General features: G+C 40.3%; 13 protein-coding genes. 2 read left to right on the forward strand and 11 right to left on the reverse strand.

The window, feature by feature from the left end:
* The 10 genes from AC3E6G_RS07410 to AC3E6G_RS07455 all read right to left on the reverse strand — a co-directional run.
* Positions 1–1,254 (reverse strand): Ig-like domain-containing protein (locus tag AC3E6G_RS07410; protein WP_490700747.1); only part of this gene is annotated, 1,254 nt, incomplete at its 3' end.
* Between the two features lie 82 nt (positions 1,255–1,336).
* Entirely contained in the window at positions 1,337–7,597 is a 6,261-nt protein-coding gene (locus AC3E6G_RS07415) for a G5 domain-containing protein (RefSeq protein WP_490700748.1), read from the reverse strand.
* 301 nt (positions 7,598–7,898) lie between these two features.
* Positions 7,899–8,102 (reverse strand): hypothetical protein, encoded by a 204-nt coding sequence (locus tag AC3E6G_RS07420; RefSeq protein WP_490700749.1) that lies wholly within the window; start codon positions 8,100–8,102, stop codon positions 7,899–7,901.
* A gap of 316 nt (positions 8,103–8,418) precedes the next feature.
* Positions 8,419–8,913 (reverse strand): beta-class carbonic anhydrase, encoded by a 495-nt coding sequence (locus AC3E6G_RS07425; protein WP_490700750.1) that lies wholly within the window; start codon positions 8,911–8,913, stop codon positions 8,419–8,421.
* 144 nt (positions 8,914–9,057) lie between these two features.
* Complete coding sequence (locus AC3E6G_RS07430; protein ID WP_006595479.1) at positions 9,058–9,753, reverse strand: TIGR00266 family protein; 696 nt, start codon at positions 9,751–9,753, stop codon at positions 9,058–9,060.
* 79 nt (positions 9,754–9,832) lie between these two features.
* A complete protein-coding gene (gene radA / locus AC3E6G_RS07435) occupies positions 9,833–11,197 on the reverse strand; it encodes a DNA repair protein RadA (protein WP_490700812.1) in 1,365 nt (454 codons plus the stop codon).
* A 13-nt stretch (positions 11,198–11,210) separates the two neighbouring features.
* Positions 11,211–11,783 carry a histidine phosphatase family protein gene (locus AC3E6G_RS07440; protein ID WP_490700751.1) on the reverse strand — a complete coding sequence of 191 codons (573 nt, stop codon included), beginning with the start codon at positions 11,781–11,783 and terminating at the stop codon, positions 11,211–11,213.
* On the reverse strand, positions 11,728–12,174 hold the full coding sequence (locus AC3E6G_RS07445; RefSeq protein WP_490700813.1) for a dUTP diphosphatase: 447 nt from the start codon (positions 12,172–12,174) through the stop codon (positions 11,728–11,730). The genes AC3E6G_RS07440 and AC3E6G_RS07445 overlap by 56 nt, the downstream gene beginning before the upstream one ends.
* Positions 12,175–12,470: 296 nt before the next feature.
* A complete protein-coding gene (pgfM1, locus tag AC3E6G_RS07450; RefSeq protein WP_490700752.1) occupies positions 12,471–15,419 on the reverse strand; it encodes a glycosyltransferase PgfM1 in 2,949 nt (982 codons plus the stop codon).
* A 668-nt stretch (positions 15,420–16,087) separates the two neighbouring features.
* Complete coding sequence (locus AC3E6G_RS07455; protein ID WP_490700753.1) at positions 16,088–16,777, reverse strand: gamma-glutamyl-gamma-aminobutyrate hydrolase family protein; 690 nt, start codon at positions 16,775–16,777, stop codon at positions 16,088–16,090.
* A gap of 202 nt (positions 16,778–16,979) precedes the next feature.
* Between AC3E6G_RS07455 and AC3E6G_RS07460 the strand changes: the two genes are divergently transcribed.
* Together AC3E6G_RS07460 and galU are read left to right on the forward strand one after the other, a co-directional pair.
* The gene (locus AC3E6G_RS07460; protein ID WP_048691428.1) at positions 16,980–17,996 is read left to right on the forward strand and encodes an NAD(P)H-dependent glycerol-3-phosphate dehydrogenase; all 1,017 of its coding nucleotides are present in this window, start codon (positions 16,980–16,982) and stop codon (positions 17,994–17,996) included.
* 61 nt (positions 17,997–18,057) lie between these two features.
* Positions 18,058–18,969 carry a UTP--glucose-1-phosphate uridylyltransferase GalU gene (gene galU / locus AC3E6G_RS07465; protein WP_195550584.1) on the forward strand — a complete coding sequence of 304 codons (912 nt, stop codon included), beginning with the start codon at positions 18,058–18,060 and terminating at the stop codon, positions 18,967–18,969.
* Positions 18,970–19,329: 360 nt separating this feature from the next.
* Here the strand turns inward: galU and AC3E6G_RS07470 are convergent, their stop codons facing one another.
* Positions 19,330–21,939 carry a C69 family dipeptidase gene (locus AC3E6G_RS07470; RefSeq protein WP_195550583.1) on the reverse strand — a complete coding sequence of 870 codons (2,610 nt, stop codon included), beginning with the start codon at positions 21,937–21,939 and terminating at the stop codon, positions 19,330–19,332.
* Positions 21,940–21,968 lie beyond the last annotated feature (29 nt).

Genomic DNA, 21,968 nt, shown 5'->3' on the forward strand with positions numbered 1-21,968 from the left:
GGTTGCTTCTTCGCTTGATGAAGTAGTTGTAGTTGGTTCCGGAGTTGTAGTTGTTGTAGTTGTTGGTTCCGGAGTTGTGGTGGTTGTAGTTGTTGGTTCCGGAGTTGTGGTGGTTGTAGTTGTTGGTTCCGGAGTTGTGGTGGTTGTAGTTGTTGGTTCCGGAGTTGTAGTTGTTGTAGTGGTTGGTTCCGGAGTTGTAGTTGTTGTTGTAGTTGTTGTTGTTGTAGTCGTTGTGGTTGTAGTCGTTGTGGTTGTAGTTTCCCCTTCACCTTCACCAGACGCAGTATAGATGAGTGTTTTAGCAGGGTAGCTACGTTCGTTAGGGAAGTTTTCAGCTTTCCACTTGATGACGTTGTTAACTACATCACCTTTTTTCTTAGCTTCAGTCAACTCAGTAGTGTACTCCAAGTACATTGGCCAGTTCCAGTTGTCACCAAAGTTGATAGTGAAACCAGTAATTTGACCTGCAGCGTTCTTAGTATATACAGCTTTCTTAGAGAAGTTGTCAGTTGGGTCAAGTTTTGTAAGTTGTTCTTCGCTTTCGATAGCTTTAGGTTGAGTTGCGTAACGTACAGCACGAAGGCTTCCTTCTACCAATACTTGTCCGTCAGCAAGCTCATCTGTGATAACCATCTTGTTCAATTTGTCTTGACCAGCGTTCAAGATAACTTTCCACTTGATACGTTTTGGATTTTGTGGATCTTGGTATCCATACTTGTATTCGTATTGACCAATTGCAGTAGAATCTGGATCATATGTCAAATTATAAGTTTGCTCACCATACTTGAATGTCTTTTTACCAGACTCAGTTACAGTACTAGCATTTACAACCACATCGTATTTCAATGACATTCTCTTATTGTTAGGATTTTTAGAGAAATAGTCAGTGAACGTTACTGTTGTTTTACCAGTAGCTGGGTCAGCAACTGCATTACCAATGATTTCAGATCCGTTTTTGATTGGGAATTCTGACTTAACTGGCCAGTTCAATTCTTTTGGCAAGTCAAGAACAAGTGTATCACCTGCATTGATTGCTTGAGAATCTGGGAAGGTAATATTGTTTGTAGCTTCCATGGCTTGACCTCTGCCTACTTTTGTATCAGCAGTAATGGCTTTACCATCGAGGGTAATAGTCGTGTTGTTGGTATAGTTTGTAACTTCGTCAGCAAAAATCGTTGTTACGACTGTCAAAGCCAAAACTAGTACACTAAAAAACGCTAAAACTCGCTTAATGCTCGTTTTTGTGGTTTGCATAATAAACTCCTTATTATTAATTTTTTATCATTGTAACATAATTGTTTCACTTTGCAAAGTATTTTTTATCTTTTTTCACTTATCATTCGTTTTTTTGACGATTGAAAAAACCAAGAGTGATAATTGAGAGGATAAAGCCCATGATAGAAAGGATCCAACTCTCTTCTGCACCTGTATTCGGCAAGCGATTTTCTTGGATTTCCCCACTATCTTTTTGGCTATTTATTATAGATTCAACTTTGGTTTCCGCTTTTGGATTTGTTGAAACATGATTGAGCTCCTCAACTTTATGACCAGGTTGATCCTGAGATTGGTCGTTTTTCTCGTTCTTCTTCACTACTTTTGTACCAAGTTCAGTAATTTCATGAACGGGTTCTTCGATTAGTGTCACTTGGATTAATTCCTTCTTGATGACACGACCATCTTGAATAGTCAAACGGTATTTGTATTGACGCTTACCTGTCTTGCCTTCTTGCAAGAGGGAGACTGTCCCTTCTGCTTTATTAGGATTCTCGACGATCCTCTTTTCAAAGGCGACGACTTCTATCTCAATTAGCTCCTCTGTTGTAATAGTAGGAAGTTGTTTAGTTCCAACTAAGATTACACGAGAAACTGCCTTTCTGATAACCTTGGTATCTACCAATGTAGAAGAGAGTTCTTCATCATTGAAGTAGTGTTTTTCAAAAGTCTTATGGATCAGTCCATCTTGGCCTTCTTGGAAGACTCTAGTTTCACCTTCTGCTAAGCTTTCGTCATTGCGATATTCTGTCTGATAAGTAATGACCTCATCCTCAGTCACCAAGACTGTACGCTCAACTCCAGTACCCACTACAACAACTTTGTTAACAGGTTGAGTCGTGATGACAGTTCTTAGATGCTCACGTTGAGTTTCTTTACCATTGACATAGGTTACTTGATAGTAGTCAGTTTGACTTCCTTCTTGGCCTTCTACTTCGACCAAACGATAGGTCACAGGCTTAGACTTATCTTCCCGAACGATGGTGTTGTATGGGATTCCACTTGTGAAGCTGATCTCCTTGGTTTCAGTAACTTGAGAACCGATATGGATAATCTGTTCGAGTGCTGGACGCAACTCTTTGACGCTAATCAAGTCCGTCTTGACTAAGATGCCATCTTTATAAGTAAGCTGATAAATTTTTTCTACTAAGCCAGCACGACCTTCTTGAACAAGCTTACGTTCACCTTTTGGCAGGTTTTCATCAATAACAGTAACTGTTCTAAAGTTAGTCTCTTCAGTTCGCGTTTCCTTCTTCACTTTAACATTTGGAACATGTTTTGTCCCTACTAAAATGATGGTCGGAACTGCTTCTCTGACAGTTTTACTTTCGATCAATTTTGAAGAACGTTCTTCGTCATTGAAGTATTGTTTCTCGATCGTCTTACGGATCAATCCATCCTGACCTTCTTGGATGATCTTTGTTTCACCCTCTGGAAGAGTGTCGTCATTACGGAACTCAGTCGAACTTGTGATTCGCTCTTCCTGAATTTCAAATATTATACGCTCGATTCCAGAACCTTCAACTAAGACTTTATTGACAGGCTGAGCTGTAATGACTGTTCTAAGGTGTTCACGCTTGGCTTCCTTACCATTGACATAAGTTACTTGATAGTAGTCTGTTTGAATTCCTTCTTGCCCCTCTACTTCAACAAGGCTGTAGCCAACTGGCTTGGTCTTGTCCTTACGAATAATGACATTGTAAGGGATTGGACTTGTCGTGTTGATTTCTTTGGTTTCAGTGACTTGAGTACCAATATGGATAATCTCGTCTTGGACTTTCTGAATTTCCTTGCTACTGATCAAGTCTGTCTTAATCAAGACACCGTCTTTGTAGGTTAGTTGGTAGACTTTTTCAATGAGACCAGTTCGTCCTGCTTGGACCACCTTCGTTTCACCTTTTGGTAGGTCTGGATCTTCGACGCTTTGAGTCTTATAGGCAATCTTCTCAGTCTGAGTATCCTGCTCTACCTTGATGGTCGGTACATGTTTTGTACCTACTAAGATGATCGTTGGAGTTGCTTCTTTGATCAGTTTGCTTTCTACTAATTTCGTAGAACGCAATTCGTCATTGAAATATCGTTTTTCGATTGTCTTACGAAGGAGTCCTTCCTCGCCAACTTGGGTAATCTTCGTTTCACCTTCTGGAAGTGTGTCATCGTTGCGATACTCAGTTGTACTTGTGATCTTGTCTTCTTGAATTTCAAAGAGAGCACGTTCTACTCCGGCACCTTCGACAATCACCTTGTCAACGGCTTCTTTAACGACTGTTGTCTTGAGGTGTTCACGTTTGGTTTCAGTACCATTGATGTAGGTTACTTTATAGAGGTCTGACTTCTCACCATCTTGACCTTCTACCTCAGTCACTCGGTAGCCAATTGGCTTCGTAGTGTCTTTACGAACCTTAATGGTAAATGGAATTGGACTTGTCTCGCTTGCTTCTCTAATTTCTTTGATACGAGTTCCAACTTGGATGATCTCATCTACTGGATCTGTAGTGATGTTAGATTCTACAAATGTACGAGATGTCTCTTCTCCATTCACTTTCGTTACAGAGTAACGATTTGTTTTCTGACCTTTCTTACCTGGTTGGATAACCTTAGTTGTTCCTGCAGGAAGTTGATCCGAAAACTCTTTGAGAGTATTGTAATCGATTGACTCTGTCTCATCTACAAGCTCAGTTGTTTCCACGATAGGTGTCGCATTTCCGACACGAACGACACGATTGACAGCATCTGTAATCTTGTGCTCCGATACAATAGCACGGCCAATCTCATTACCATTCTTATAGCTTACCAAGAATGTACGGATAATTTGTCCTGGACTTCCTTCTTCCTCGACAACACTTTCTCCTGCTGGAAGTGTCTTGTCAGCGATATAGACTGTCTTGAATGGAACATCAATCTGCTCGTCCACTGTACGTTCTGTCATCTTAGAAGTACCGATTACTGTGATTTCATCAACAGCTTTTGGATCTTCCACTTTAGAGATTTCTTTACGAGCAACTTCAACATCATCCTCATAGGTGACTTCATAAGTTGTTGTTATTGTACCTGGTGAGCCGACCTGAGTAATCTTGTTGTAACCCTCTGGTTGGGTTTCATCTTTTTCAATAACCTTGTTGAAGTCTTTTTCTTCGACGACAACTACAGATCTCACTGATACAACCACACCTAGGCCTTTAACAATGATCTTATCCTTCTTCTCTTTAAGGATATTTTCATTGACCAAGCTACGGTCAACAAGTTCATCATTGAGGTAAGTCAGTTTGTATTGCTTTTCAATTCGACCTTTCTCACCGTCTTGACGGACTTCTTCGTAACCTTTTGGTTTCGTATAGTCATATTCGATGACTGTTTCAAAGTCTACATCTTTGATTTCAGTAGTGTATTCTACTTTTTCTACTGCACTACCAACTGTGATAATGCGTTTAACTGGCTGGTCAATCACTGTTTCAGACGTCAAAGTCTTACCAGCTTCCTTACCATTCAATTTTCTGATTTGGTAAGTTTTTTCAACAGAACCATTCTTACCAGCTTGATTTTCAAATTGATAAGTCTTTGGTTTTGTTGGATCCGTTCTGATCTCTGTTTCGTATTCAACAGTTTCTTTCTCAGTAACAGTTTCAAATGTTTCTGTCGCTGTACCAATCAAGATAATCTCTTTTGTAGGCTCTAAGATTGTTTCTTCAGAGATAATCTGACGTCCTACTACTGTATCACCAACTTTGGTAATCTTGTATACATTAACTTTCTTACCAGCGACACCTTTTTGAACAGTCTCCTTAAATCCGATAGGAAGTTCATCTGTCTCACGAGTTTCGATGATGTACTCTGTTGTTGTCGTTGTACGAAGTGTTTCAACCGTTTTATCTCCAACGATATCCACTGGAGCTAATGGTTTGCCATCTAGAGTGTTACGTCCGAGGAAGACATTATGACTCTTGGCATTTAAGTTCACCCACTCACCATTATATAGTCTAAAGAAACCATTTTTGTTTGGTGTATCTGCGATGAATTTGTTATCTGTAGCTGTTACTTTAACACTGTCGTTGAGACGGTTGATACCAAAGAAAGCTTGCATCAAGTCTTTAATAACTGCTCCGTCTGTTTTACGAGTGACATCGTAACGTTGCCATGGCTCATTGTCTTTATACTTGAAGGTATTGCTATTAACATCAATAGTAGCTGCGTTTGTGCTTTCAATAGCGACCGCATTCTTCCATCTTGATTTGATTTTCGATACAGTCAACTCATTGTTGTCAATATTGACACTTCCTCTAGTCTTAGTAAATGGTACTTTTATAACCTTGTTGACACGTTTTCCAGTAGTACGGTCAATAACACTTGCTACATAAGTTGTATCATCATTGATGTAAATCGGTAACTGCTTGATGTCATCTACTTCAATCTTGTTTCTTGAAATAGTGATGTCACCTGAACCGCCACCTTCAACACCTCTAGATGCTTGGGCTGTATTATTGTTAACAGAGATGATATAGTCTGTCGAATCACCAGTGATAGTGTTTCCTTCAATATTTAGACTATAATCATTTGAACTTTCGTTGTTTCTAAAGAGAATACCAAATGTTCCTAGTTGTCCATTTTCAAATGATTTTGTTAAACCTTCAATGGTGTTATTTGAAATGACATAACGACCTTTATCAAGAGGTTTGGTCCATTTATGGTTTTTCTCATTTGTCAGGATAGAGATGGCTGTGTAACCACGGTAACGAGCTGGATCATCATCATCGTTTTCCAACTTAGAGTTTGGATCTTGTGTTACCTTGTTGTTACGGATAATGACATCCGTCATTGGATTGGCACGGTTATAGACCTCAATACCATTCAAACGGTCTCCGAGCGAAACGTTGTTTTCGATGAGGATCTTATTCCCGTCATGGATATCCAATCCTTTACGGTAGTTGTAGTTGGTATAGTTTCCAGTATAGGTAATACCATCATTGTAAGATCCTGCCATTGAGGCTGCACCATATCCGGTACCACCGTCCAACACATGACCATTGTAAGATAAGATATTATTGTCTACAACGAAGTTTCTTTGGTAACCGAACATAACACCCGCAACACGGTTGTTATGAAGGAAGGAGTTGGTTACCTTGTTACCGTCCATGATTGGAACATCTGGATCTCCGATAGACTTGACTTCGTTTGAAACCTTTTCAGAGATACTGCTATAACGGATTGGTCTTCCATTGCTATCATACTCTTGCGCTGTTGCCTTGCTTGAACTAAAGAAGACACCGGCTCTGTTGAATTTCATGGCACGAACATCATTGATCGTAACATTTGAAGAATCGTTTACATAGATACCGTTTGATCGTCCAAAGTATGATTTCCCTTTACGGTAAAACTCATTATCTTTGGTGTAGTCTGACGAATCATAAGCATGCTCAACTGTTAAACGACCTACAGTAAAGTTATTCTTATTTTGAATGAGCACTGCAGACTCGTAACGGTTGTCCGTCAAGTTTGTTTCAGGATCGTGTTCTCCGTCTTGCTTCTTATTAAATAAGATTTTTGTGTTGTTACGACTTGGACCACTACCAATCAAACCTTTTACATTGGCATAGTTTTCATCAATAACCAAGGTATTCTTCAGCAAAACTGTCCCTGATAGCATAACAGAAGCGCCACCCTCAACCTCGTTGGCCGCAGAGAGCGCCTTTTTGATTGCTTCACTCGCTTCAACTTTTCCTGTCGTATCAAGACCAAAATCTGTTGCTTTTACATATTTACCGTAATCCGCATCATCGTATACTTTTGTATTGCTAGCTGCAGCTCTTCTACGACGAACTTTAGGAGTTGCTGCCGTTTCAGCTTCATTTGTACTTGTATCGGAAGGTGTAACCGAAGCAGGAGTTGGAGCTTCCTTCTTTTCTACACTATTAAGAGTTAGATCGGCTTTACTATCTTTATTAAGACTTGTTTCGGCTTCACTGTCTTTATTAAGAGAAGTTTCGGCTTTACTATCTTTATCAGAAGAAGAGGCTTCCGTCGAAGTGTTCTTAGCATCCTCCTCAGAACTTTTTGTTTCCTTTTCTGTTAATGCTGGAGCTACATATTTCTTATCTCCCTGATCAACTGCCGGCTTTTCTTCTGAATTTGGCTCTGTAACTGCTCTAGTTTCAGATTCTGGAATAGAAACTGTCTTATGCAATGCTGGCTGGTTTTCATCTTGATTCTTAATAAGACTTTCATTTGAATTTTCAAAAGAATCCGCACTGGCTTTTACCTGGCCTAACTGAAATGTTGTTAACACCCCAATTGCTAACAAAGAGTACTTGGTTGTTTTTTTAATATTCATGAAACCTCCTCTTTCATTTAATTCTTCCCACTTTTCTCAGTCTATACGTTTCAACTTAACCAACCCTTTGATAAAGATTCAATCACTTATAAGGTGGATAGAAATGGATTTTACTTTAATAATACTTATTGTTTGATAGAAAGTCAACTATTTTATTCTATAAATTTTTACCCAAAAGACTTCCTTTTCTATTTTCCTTTTATCCTCTATAAAATGGAAGAAAGTTCACTATTTAGCTTCTATCAACCTCCTATTAAATAATATAAAGCTGCCGTATATAACCGACAGCTTTATTCAAATGTCATTTGAGTTGTAAAAGCATAAACCATAGAAATGGGTAACTAATGACAACCCCAATAATTGTCCCAACAATTCCTACTTCTCCTAATTTTAGAAAGAGCGCTTCAGTCGAAAATCTAAGCAAATTAAACAAAACGACAATAAAGTAGGATCCTAACAGCAACCATAAATAGTTCATGTTGGCTACATTCTTGATTTTTTTCATTTAAACCTCCCGTAATTATAAAATGATTTACCATAAACTGAAGAACTTGCCAATTTAAATATAATTAAAGGAGATAATTTTCGACTGCAGATTTCTCTTTAGAATCGATTAATAAAAAAAGAGTCTGGGACAATAGTCCTAGCCTCTTAATTGTTTTTGGATTGTTGAGCAAGACGCAGTGGCTGAGTGGACTCTACTACGCCGATTTTATCAGCTTTTACAGCCCTACTCAACTGTGCGGAGGTGGGACGACGAAATCGAATTCTAACGAATTACCCATTTCTGTCCCACTCTCTCCCATAAAAAGATAAAATTCTTATGTCACCTCAGTGATCAATCCCGTATCGACATCATAGACAGCTCCTGAGATAATGACATCATCTGGAATGAGTGGCGAGGCTTTCAATAGTGCGACATCTTCTCGGACGCTCTCGTAGATATCTTGAAAAGGCAGGAAATCTTGATTCCCAACATCAACTCCCAGTTCCTTCTTCAGATGCTGACGGAATCCTTCATTCTCAAAGGTTTGCGCTCCACAGTCTGTGTGATGTAAGACGACGATTTCTCGGGTTCCCATCTGTTGCTGAGAGATGACCAAAGAGCGAATCATGTCCTCTGTCACGCGCCCCCCTGCATTCCGCAAAATATGGGCATCCCCCAAAGCAAGTCCCAGTGCTGGTGCGACGTGAAGACGAGAATCCATACAGGTCACAATGGCCACTTGCGTTTTCGGTTTGATGGGGAGATGGAGATCCCCGTGTAATTCAACATAGGCTTGATTGGCTTTTAAAAAATTCTCAAAATAGGACATAGGAACTTCCTTTCTGGTCGATAAATAGTTTGAAATCCAAATTATTTACTCTCTATCTTACCATCTTTTTCCCAGATTGTCAGTTGGTAGCCTACATGAAAAAAGAGAGTAAAAGCAAACCAACTTCTACTCTCCTTTCTTATCCTATGATCGTTTTGGTAAATAGCGGTTCAGCAGGCCAGCAAAGGTTTGAAGGTTGAGACTTTGAACATAAATCTCACCAGTCCCTCTAAAGGTATTGACCACTCCCTCACCTGTTCCAATGGATTGCCAGAAACCATTTTCCAAGTGGATATTATAATCCAAAGACTGGCTCCAAGCAACGACATGGGCATTATCGATGGTAATTTCTTGATTGTTTAGCTCGATTTTTTTAATAGAACCGTAAGCATTCACCAAGAGAGTCCCTTGACCTTGAGTTGTCATGACGAAGAATCCTCCCTGGCCACCAAAGAGAGCCTTACCGATCGATTGGGTTTCCATTGTATAGTAAGCTGTACCATCAAGTGCAAGGAAGGCACCATCGTTCAATCGATACTGCTTTTCGCCCAAATACAGTGGTACAACCTGACCTGGTGAGTCGGGCGCCAACGCTAGATAAGCATTATTAGACTGGGCGAATACCTGGGTAATAAAGGTACTTTCACCCGAAACCATTGACCGCCCAACGGCTTTTACAAAGCGTCCCACACCGGAGCCACTTGCATTTAATTTGGTGTTGAGGGTCACATTAGGTGTATGGTAGACCATACTCCCTCGCTGAATATAGACAGTCTCACCTTGATTGAGAGATAGCTCGACCAAAGGGAACTGCACATTGTTATCTGTAAAAAATTGCATGATCATTAACCCCTATCCTTAAGTAAGTATAGACAAAGTATAGCACAGGAAAAATCTTTTCGCAAACGGTTTCAAAAAATCATTGAGAAAAGACTTTTTTCAAAACCTCTCCTACAGTGGAGACCGACATCACTTGAATGCCATTTGGGATCGTGATGCCTTGGAGAGAATTTTTTGGCGCATAAATCTTAGTGAAACCAAGTTTGGCCGCTTCGTTAATCCGCTGCTCAATCCGAGTCACGCGACGAATCTCCCCAGTCAAGCCAATCTCACCGATAAAGGCATCTTGGGGATTGGTTGGAAGCTCCTTGTAGCTAGAAGCAATGGCCACCGCTACGGCTAAGTCAATGGCTGGTTCATCCAGTTTAACACCACCAGCTGACTTGAGATAGGCATCCTGATTTTGGAGAAGAAGTCCGCAACGCTTCTCTAAAACAGCCATAATGAGACTGACCCGATTAAAGTCAAGACCTGTCGTTGTCCGCTTGGCATTTCCAAATACGGTCGGAGTCACCAAGGCCTGGACTTCAGCCAAGATTGGTCTACTTCCTTCCATGGTGACGACAATGGCAGAGCCCGTCGCCCCATCCAGGCGTTCTTCTAGAAAGACCTGACTCGGATTGAGAACCTCAACCAGCCCACCTGATTGCATCTCGAAGATCCCGATCTCATTGGTCGAGCCAAACCGGTTCTTGACCGCTCTCAGGATCCGGAAGGTATGGTGGCGTTCCCCTTCAAAGTAGAGCACCGTATCCACCATGTGCTCTAACATCCGAGGACCTGCCAAGGTTCCTTCCTTAGTCACATGGCCCACGATGAAGATGGCGATGTTATTGGTCTTGGCCAGCTGCATAAGCTCAGCGGTTACCTCTCGCACTTGAGAAACCGATCCTTGAACTCCTGAAATCTCAGGAGACATAATGGTCTGGATAGAGTCGATGATAAGGAAGTTAGGCTGGATGCGTTCCACTTCTGCTCGCACGCTCTGCATATTGGTCTCAGCATAGAGATAAAACTCACTGTCAATATCCCCCAAGCGCTCTGCACGGAGTTTAATCTGCTGAGCAGATTCCTCACCACTGACATAGAGGATCGTTCCTACTTGAGACAGCTGGGTCGAAACTTGTAAGAGAAGGGTAGATTTCCCAATCCCTGGATCTCCCCCGATGAGGACGAGACTTCCTGGTACTACACCTCCACCAAGAACACGATTAAACTCCTCCATCTCGGTCTTGGTTCGATTGACGTTGATCGAAGTCACCTCAGCCAGTTTCATGGGCTTGGTTTTCTCACCTGTCAAGGACACTCGTGCATTCTTAACCTCTGCGACCTCGACCTCCTCGACAAAGGAAGACCAAGAACCACAGTTGGGACAGCGCCCTAGGTACTTGGGTGAGTTATAAGCACAATTTTGACAAATAAATGTCGTTTTTTTCTTAGCGATACGATACCTCTTTCTAAATCTCTATCTCACACTCAATTACTTGGCAAAAATCGATCGTTTCATTCGGTACAAATTGGCGGATGAGCATGCGATGCGTGACCACTACAACCTTCTGATAGTCGCTGTACTTAGCCATAGATTCGATAAAACGAGCTCTCATCTCCTCGGCTGTTTCATATTGAATCGGGCTATGTGGAAGGAGCTTTCCATTATTTTCTAGAAAGAGAGTCCGGGCTTTTTCAAAATTCTCTACTCCACTTTCTAAGACCTGCCATTCGTGCAATAAAGGCTCTACTCTCAAAGGTAGACCAGTAGCACAAGATACGTAAAAAGCCGTTTCTAATGCTCGCGTCACTGCAGAAGACACCAGTATATCAGCTGAGCCAAGTAAAGGATTTTGACAAAGTTCCTGAGCTTGTTGTCTTCCTTTCTCAGATAAGGGTGCCAAATCCATTCCGAATCCAGTATAGAAGCGTTCCTCTAACTCGCGATAATCTGGCTCTCCGTGACGCACAAAGATAATCTTCATCTTAGTGCCCTGTCGATCCAAATCCACCAGTACGAACTCCGTCTGCCTCGTCGCCATCTGCGATTAAGAAAGGGGCAAAGACAGCCTGAACCACACGTTCACCAACTTCAAGAACAACTTCCTGGTCGGTAATGTTTTTCATCTGAGCAAAGATATGGCCTTCATTGCCTGGATTGCCATAGTAGTCTCCATCAATAACCCCCACAGAGTTGATCAAGACCAGGCCTTTTTTGCGAGGATTAGACGAGCGGTCGTAGAGATAAAGCACCTCCATCGGCTGCATATAGGCCTTGACCCCAGTTGGCACGAGGACAATCTCCCCTGGTGCAATCACCGTGCGCTCTGCTACCTTTAAGTCATAGCCAGCTGCATGGGCTGTCTCCCGTTTTGGCAGCAAGTCCTGATTGGTATAGGTTGATACAAGTTCAAATCCACGAATTTTTGTCATCATAATTCCTCTTTCATTCTAAATAGTTTTTATCTCTTCTATTATACCATCACTTTTTTGAAAAGCGTTCCTCCAATTCTATTATTCGTAATGTTTCAATAAAAAAGTGCATAGATATTAGGCCCTCCACCCACAAAAATGAGACACAAGAAAAACACTCCTGTTAAAAATCTAGTAAACTAGAAATGAACTGCACCCCAAAAGTTAGATTTTTTCTGTCTAACTTTTGGGGTGCAGTTCAAAATGTGGTGTTTATCTGAGCCTAACATCAATGGCTTTTTCTGTCTAGCTTAATTTTACAAATTGGGGGTTTTAAAAATAATGGAACTTCTTTTTAGTAGCATCTCTCTTTTCTTAATGAATAACAGTACTATTAGACTTAAAACGGTCATCCCCAACCCAAGGGTGGACCATTTTTGCTTGAAGACAAATTCTACTTTATGTTTGCCTGGTGAAATTGGAAAAGATAGAAAACTATCCCATGATTTTTTCGTTTTAATAGGTTTACCATCAACCTTGACCTTCCATCCTTCATTGTATGGTATAGAAGTCATCATAATAGTACTCCCATCTGTAATGTTCACCTTACCAACTATGTGTGTGCTATTGAACTGCTCAACATTCAATTCTTGATTTTTTCTAGAATGAAGTGTTTCATTTATCTTTTCAACATCAGCTCTATATATTCCCAAATGAGATAAATCGATATCATCAAACTTGAATCGGAATTCAATAACCGATTCCTTTTGTGAGGTTCGATCTGTGATCTGCCAAATTTGCCTTTGAGAGAAAACAATTAAATTACTTATCAAATCACCGTTTACTGAAACTGTATAGCCATTTTTACCAGTTAGTGTTTGTGGAGAAAATAAATAATAAGTATTATCAGTTTGAGGTGTAAACTTATAGCGGATTACTCCTTCTTTCGTATTATCTTTTCTCCTATAGACGTATTCTCCGTTGTCCTTATTTTCTTTGACAACTTCTACATTTTCCACCTCAATATTAAAACCTAAAGGTGTAAAATAATCAACATAACCAGGACTTTCAACTGAAACACCCTTCATCGCATTTAAAATTCTATTTTGGTTGTTTATAGCATCATTTTTGTTGAATTTTAAGTCACCCACAAGGTTATTTGTTCCATATGCAATAGAAAAAGAATTTGGATTTTCACGAACGATGTACCGTTCATCCTCATAAACCTTTTTAGTAAAATATCGGTCCATATCATAACGATTCGTATATCGAGTGAATTTCATTTTCCCAGATTGAGTTTCGTTCTGCTTATCAGCTCCATCTTTGAAATCCATATAGTATCGAACACCATACAGTGCATCTGTTAACGGAGTTCCATTCGCATAAATTGTTGAGAAATATCCCCCTATATTTCCCATATATGAAAAATGATCAATTGTTGATTTTTCAAGAGTTGAACTAAAGTTCTCTAAACCAGGGTATGTTAAAAGTGAAGGACTTGTCCTAGAATATGCAAAGGTAGAGGCCATACGATAGAATTTATTATCAGCATTTTCTTTAACATGATCCGTCACTCGTTTCACTGAAGTAGTTGCATCTACAAACTGATCAATTTCATTATAGTAAAAACCAACTTGAGCTAAATATGCATTATAACCTAACTCAAAAAATGTCATTCCATACAACAAGATAACCACTACTTTAGACATTTTAGGCTTAATGGAAAAAATTACAAAGACATATGTGCAAAGTGTTAAACAGATTTGTGAGAATAGGAAACCTTTCATGGCCAAGATAGCTGAAATTAGGATTAACACACTCGTTACAATAACTCTTGTTACCTTCTTTTCCAAATTATCTTTTGACAACTTCCAGTTTAGATAAAATATTACACTAGCACTCATTATTACAAACAATAAAATTAATTGTAAGTGACTAGATATAATCAGAGTAACACTCTCAGGTTGCAGTTGTTTTATATAATTGAAAGTTGCATTGGACAAGTAGGAGCACGCAGCCACCAAAAGAATAAGTGAAATCACTTTTCCTTTTTTAGAAATCTCAACTCCTTCTTTTAGTGCTTGAAATGCCAAGACTAGCATAAAAAGCGAAAACAGCCAAGAAAAACGATAAAAGAATCCTAATGGCATTTGGCCCATATGCCAAATTTTATTTACAAATTCATTTACAAATGAGATAAAGAAAACAAAAGTAACGACACCCGCAGACCATTTCTTTATACTACTAATTTTTTTACATAAAAAATATAAAATAAATCCGACGAATCCAAAGGCACCTATATATATATTCGGTAGGCTTGGCCCCATTACCCATGCTCCCGAATCAAATCCACCAATTGTTAACTTCGATAAAATATCCAGAGGCTTAATCATTAAATCTAATGAGAAAGTCATTCCTGGGTTATAACCACCTCTGCTTTCGAGAAGACTTGATAAAATAGGCAGTAAACTTACAGAAGCCAAACCACCCCCAATAATTGAATAACCCAATGCTCTAATTAGTGGGCGAAAATAGTTCAATATCTTTATCTTAAAAGATCCTTCTACACTTAATTTAGGTGATACATAAAAACAAGCATACAACACTATAAAAATAGAGGACATATATCCCATATAGAACTGGAAGAATAGCATCAACCCTAGCAAAATAGAGTATTTAATGCCCCGACCTCCGTCTAGCAGCTCTTCCAGATAAGCGATGACTATTGGAAGCATAATCATAGCATCATAAAATATTACATTCATCTGATAAGCTACTAACATACCAGATAAAGCATACGCTGTAGATAGCAAGGGAACAAGATACTTCTTCGAACTCAATCCTTTGTATCGCTTAATCAATAGAAAAGCAAATGCTAAACCTATTGCTCCGTATCTCAGCCAAATAATGAGGAATATGGCAAGTCCATAAAATTGAAATGGGGTAATAATAAAAATCAGATTAAAAGGACTCAGCAAATAATATCCAACTAATCCTGCCATTGGTCCCCCAAGTGACTGGGTAAACGAATAGCTCAGATTAGAGAAATCTCCCGATAAAACTGAATTCTTCAATAATCCAAAAAAACTAATGTACTGTTGTCCAAAATCAACAGACATTAAGCTCCTGTTTCCAAATGGATACAATCCAATTATGGCCCATACAATAAGCATGATTAGCATAGGAAAAAAAGCACTTAAAAAATACAGTACTTTTTTAGGATGCTTATCCATGAATCGTCCAAGATAGTTAAATAATGATAACATCTTACATTCTCCTAATTTTCATAATAACTTCATTCATTTAACAAATAAATCAATTCACTCCATTGCTCCCTAATATGATGGAAAAACAATAATATATCTCTCATTTCACCTCAGTAATTGATCTTATATCGACACATAGACAACTCCTGAAATACTGAATTCTTTTAGAACCAAGACTTTTAAAAGTTCAGATTCAACAAACTGTGTGGGATAAAACTATGCAAGAAATAATCATTGCTTACATTTCTAGTTTAATTGAGAGATAGAATTTTCTGCGTAATCGGCATATAATTGATCTACTTTTAAAAACTTTCAAAGTAAAGTACAGAAACGTCCTTTATTGTCAGTGAAATAGTTTGCTTGTCAAAATTTTCACACTTTATCTTACCATTTTTCCCAAAAATTGTCAGCTGTTTTAAATCTGCCTATCCAAAATACTCCTTTTAAACTTCACCAATACTTATATCTCCAATTAAGTCATCATTTTGAACTAAAATATTCCCGATACTACTATTCGTATTATTTCTGACAAACACACAAAAGCCCCCTCAAACGAGGAGACTTTTGCAGGAGATTATATGAAAAAAGTAAACTGTATCAAACAAAGTTAGGAGGTCTTTGTTGATGAGACTAGTTTACCTCTTTCTCCTTAAAAAATCCTAAAGAGTTTACAATTCTTGTAAAAGATAGCGGAAGAGTTCGAGATTGCCTTTTTCTTCTTTAACAAGAAACTCTGGATGCCACTGCAAGCCAATGATGCGATGACCATCTACTGCTTCGATGGCTTCAATGGTCTGATCGCGTGGGTCAATGGCTGTCACTCGAAAGTTAGGCGCCAAGTCCTTGATGCTTTGGCGATGAACAGAATTAATCTGGCTGGCTTGTCCAAAGAGACGCTCCACCACGCTACCTTTTTTGGTCTCAATGGAATGAGAAGTGCCAAAAGGAAGACCTTGCCAGTGCCCTTCCACTTCTTGATGGAGAGTCCCACCAAAGGCCACATTGACCAACTGAACTCCTCGGCAGATGGCTAGGACCGGCTTATTTTGACGGACTGCTTCTTTTAGTAAGGCCAATTCAAACTGATCGCGCTCGAGATTGTAGTCATCACTCTCGATAGCGATCTCTTCTCCATAAAAGCTAGGATGGACATTTTGCCCCCCACTGAGGATAAGCTTGTCCACTGTTTCGATATAATCTTTTGCAAAAGATGGGTCTCCCACTGGGATGATCATAGGAAGGCCACCTACTTGCTTAATGGTTTCCGCAAACTTACAAGATACAGACGAATGGATATTTTTTCCATCTGGATCCACTGCACATAGATTGGCAGAGACTCCAACAATCGTTCTACACATGGCCTTCCCTCCTTTGATATTTCTATTCCCTATTTTATCATCCCGCCCTTAGAGCGTCTAATATGTATTTTTTAAGGGCCTGATAAAATTTTTTTATCACCGAAATCATAATTGTTTTCCCTTAAAATCTTCCTATGTCAAGTGAGTTTTTTTCCTTTTAGTATGGTAAAATAGAAATGAAATCTTCACGAAGGAGAATACTATGGATAAACAAACCGTTGCGGTCATCGGTCCTGGTTCTTGGGGAACTGCCCTTTCTCAAGTCCTCCACGATAATGGCCATGAAGTGCGGATCTGGGGAAACGTCTCAGAACAAATCGACGAAATCAATCAAGAACATACCAACAAACGCTACTTTAAGGATGTCCTGCTAGATCCAGGGATCAAGGCTTACCACAACTTGGATGAAGCCCTTTCTGGAGCAGATGCTGTCCTCTTTGTCGTCCCAACCAAGGTGACCCGACTCGTTGCCAAGCAAGTAGCTGAACTCTTGGACCATCCTGTTAAGGTCATGCACGCATCCAAAGGATTAGAACCAAACAGTCACAAACGGATTTCTCAAATCTTAGAAGAGGAAATTCCTGCTTCTCTACGTAGCGAGATTGTGGTCGTGTCTGGTCCAAGTCACGCTGAAGAAACAATTGTTCGCGATATCACTCTGATCACAGCAGCTTCTAAGGATTTAGAAACAGCTCGTTACGTTCAAGAGCTCTTCAGCAACCATTACTTCCGCCTCTATACCAATACAGATGTAATTGGGGTAGAAACGGCTGGAGCCTTGAAAAACATTATCGCAGTCGGAGCTGGAGCCCTCCACGGACTCGGATTCGGAGACAATGCCAAGGCTGCCATCATCACGCGCGGACTAGCTGAAATTACCCGTCTAGGAGTGAAACTTGGGGCTAGCCCATTGACCTATAGTGGACTATCGGGAGTTGGAGACCTGATCGTGACAGGAACTTCGATCCACTCTCGGAACTGGCGAGCTGGGGATGCCCTTGGTCGCGGTGAAAAACTAGAAGATATCGAAGCCAACATGGGCATGATCATCGAGGGGATTTCCACCACTAAGGCTGCCTACGAACTGGCCCAAGAGCTTGACGTCTATATGCCGATCACACAAGCCATCTACCAAGTGATTTATGAAGGGCAAGACATTCGTGAAGCTATTAACTTCATGATGAACAATGAATTTAAAGAAGAAAATGAGTGGAACTAAGGGATCGTTCCTTACCAATTAGATTACCAACCAATTATTCTTTAGTTAGAAAGGAATTATTATGACAAAAGTTAGAAAAGCAGTCATTCCTGCGGCCGGACTTGGAACTCGTTTCCTACCTGCAACCAAAGCCTTGGCCAAAGAAATGTTGCCAATCGTGGATAAACCAACCATCCAATTCATCGTTGAAGAAGCCCTTAAGGCTGGCATCGAAGATATTCTCGTTGTCACTGGTAAGTCAAAACGTTCGATCGAAGACCACTTCGACTCAAACTTCGAACTTGAGTATAACCTCAAGGAAAAAGGAAAAAATGATCTGTTGAAACTGGTCGATGAAACTACCAGGATGCGCCTCCACTTCATTCGTCAAAAACATCCGCGTGGCCTTGGAGATGCTGTCCTTCAGGCCAAGGCCTTCGTTGGGAATGAGCCTTTCGTTGTAATGCTGGGTGATGACCTCATGGATATCACAGATGATACAGCTACTACTCTCACCAAGCAATTGATGAATGACTATGACGAGACACATGCTTCAACCATTGCCGTCATGAAAGTTCCCCATGAAGAGGTTTCTGCCTACGGAGTCATTGCTCCTCAAGGGGAAGGCATCAACGGACTGTATAGCGTCGAAACCTTTGTCGAAAAACCGTCACCTGAGGAAGCACCAAGTGACCTTGCCATTATTGGTCGTTACTTGCTAACTCCAGAGATCTTCCAAATTTTGGAAAACCAAAAACCAGGCGCTGGAAATGAAATCCAATTAACAGATGCTATTGATACCTTAAACAAGACCCAACGAGTATTTGCCCGTGAGTTTAAAGGCAGACGCTACGATGTGGGGGACAAGTTTGGTTTCATGAAAACATCTATTGATTATGCCTTGAAACACCCACAGGTTAAAGATGATCTCAAACAATACATCATCAACCTTGGAAAACAATTAGAAGAAACAGGAAAAGGTACCGAGGAGTAAAAGATCCTCCCCCCGACTTTTCGACTATAAAGCAAAGAGACCGGACTAGATGTCCGGCTTCTTTCTATTTAGTACATAAAAAAACTCAGCTGATTCTTCAAAAAATAAGAAAAATTTATTTTTTTTTGAGTCATTGAAGAAGGAACTGGAACTTTCCGCTGTGAGAAAAGTACTTGAACCATTGGTGTTTCAAGTACTCGGGAGTTTTGGAACCTTAGATCCAAAACTAAGTCATGGAATTTCTTCGAAGTTCGCTGACGTCCGTACTCACCTAAGGAAAGTTTCTAAGATCACTTTATATTCAATTTGAAAGACCGGACAATACGTCCGGCCTCTTTTCATTTCTTAAAAAGTTGCTTTTTAGGCTTTGTTCTGTTTTCGTTTTTCTACATAGAAGGCAAATCCAAGTGCACTAATCAAGACACCTCCGATGATACCAACCATTGAAATGGTTTGTCCAGTAGATGGCAATTTCTTGCTTTCTGTCTTTTCTTCTACCTTGGCTGCTGTTTTGTAAACAACTCCATAAGATGAGAAGTGATTGGTTGTGAAGGTTACCTTGCTCTTGTCTTCATTCAGGCTGAACTGGTAAGTCTCAACCTTGCCATCTTCTCCAATGCCTACAACAGATTCTACTTCTTTAGTAGGATCAACTGGCATGGTCACCACAGTTGGGCTGAATTGATGAACGGCTCCATTTTGATTTGACAACTGAATGTCATAAATCTTATAATCTTTACCTTTAAGAGCTTGGACATCCTTCAAAACAGCAACTGCCAAATTAAAGCCACCTTGGGCAAAATCTGGGTTTTGCAGGGTGATTCCAGTAACAGGATCTACTAAAATATAGGAATTCGTCGGAAGAACTGGACGATTGTTTGTTGTTGGAGCAGGGACAATCTTAGTTGATGTGTTTACATTCTTGTTTGGATCGGTACTTGGTTGTGGTGGCTTGATTTCGTCCTTGCTTGGTTTAGTAGTTGTAGTTGTTGTCGTGGTTTCTTCCTTACTTGGATCGGTAATTGGCTCACTTGTCGTAGTTTCTTCCTTACTTAGATCGGTAATTGGCTCACTTGTCGTGGTTTCTTCCTTACTTGGATCGGTAATTGACTCACTTGTCGTGGTTTCTTCCTTACTTGGATCGGTAATTGGCTCACTTGTCGTGGTTTCTTCCTTACTTGGATCAGTAATTGGCTCACTTGTCGTGGTTTCTTCCTTACTTGGATCGGCAATTGGCTCACTTGTCGTGGTTTCATCCCTACTTGGATCGGTAATTGGCTCACTTGTCGTGGTTTCTTCCTTACTTGGATCGGTAATTGGCTCACTTGTCGTGGTTTCATCCCTACTTGGATCGGTACTTGGAGCTGTTGTCGTGGTTGCGTCCGTTGGATCCTTGTAATCATCTGGAAGAGATGCCCGATATGGATCATCCGTTCTACCTGCTTCTTTCAAGGTAGCTGAAAGTTCAGCTTCATATTGTTTAAATTGTTTGAACAGACGTTCAGAACGCGCTATTGCTTCGGCAGTCACTTGATCCTCTGCCCCTTTTGCAGCTGCTTCATCAGCTTTCAAAGCAGCATATTTTGCATCACTCACTTTTTGTTCAATAATGAGCTGTTCTTCTAGTGCTTTCCAGTGATTTTGGATAGATTTTCCAAAGAGATCTTGGTTATTGATGGCCATTTGGTCGATGTGCCAAACTGTCCAATACCATGAATTTGGATCATAAGTAGCTGTTTGAGGTTTAAAGGCTTCGTAAGTATCTTTTACGTTTCCATAGAACGGAACATAAGGGGTATTCCGTGAAGGACCCATTCCTAGCCAAACTGTACCACCAAATGATTTTGGAAGGTTTGGATTGATTTGATAGACATGGGCATCGATAACATTTTCGTTTCCTAAAGCATATTTATATTGGTCTTTACGAACAGTATCGTTGCTACCATCATCACCTTGCTTCTTAACACCAATTTGATCATCTGGTACAAAGCGTCCATTCAAGTGTTCAAAACGATTCCGTTGCAATGCAAAAGCATCTTCTAAGGTGTATTTTTTGTTTGGATCGGTTGGCGAACGGAAGAGCTCATACTCATCATCCTCATAAGTAACTTTAGAGTCTGGATCTAGCAAGGTGATTCCTGCATAGGTCCGTGAGCGGTCTCCTTCAGCATATTTCTCTGGGCCATAAGATTTAGCAATATGGAAGTTGCCATCTTTATCAGTCTTGTAGTTGCCAGATTCCTTGGCTACTTTTTCAACATCTTTAGAGGCAATGACATTTTCAGTATCATTCAAATCAACATGACCTAGGTAGTAGGTATTTGCAAAGACTGCGTACTTATCTTCTGGCACCTTCACCGCTACATATTGGTGACCAGAAAGAATTTCCATATACCAAGTTTCATTTTGGTCTGCAAAGACCACCACGTTTCCTTCAGCTGAACCTTTTTCTTCGATAACTTTAGCCAGTAATTCAACCCCTTCACGGGCAGTTTTAACACGTGGTAAGATAACATCTAGCATAGCTGATTCTGGAAGTCCGTCAGCTTTCAAAGGATCCGTTGTCAAGACCTTCTTATTTGGGATAGCTGTCACTGTCGCAGTCATGGATACTCCGGCCTCATTAAAACCGTGTTCCCCGAAAGCACCATTGCTACCGTCACCACGAGCAGAGTCATAAGCAGCTGTGTATTTCATTTCGTTGGCAGCATGCGGGTAGGTGAATCCGTTGGATTCATCCTCGATTTTATCTCCCTCATTATAGTTCTTGGCATCGACAACAACATAGTTTTTGTTGTGTTTTCCGCCATTTGGATAATAAGGATAGTCCTCAGTCCGACCAAAAAGGGTGGTACCATCCTTGGTTAACTGGCGACCAATAATAAACCCACAGCAGGCCTGAACGGCTTGAATTGGTAGGAGTAAGAACGTCATCGCTACCAAAGCTAGTTTAAACAACCATTTCTTCATCGCAAATCTCCTTTTTGCTTATTTTATGT

The sequence above is a fragment of the Streptococcus sp. SCPM-O-B-23252 (M501) genome, from assembly GCF_058200355.1.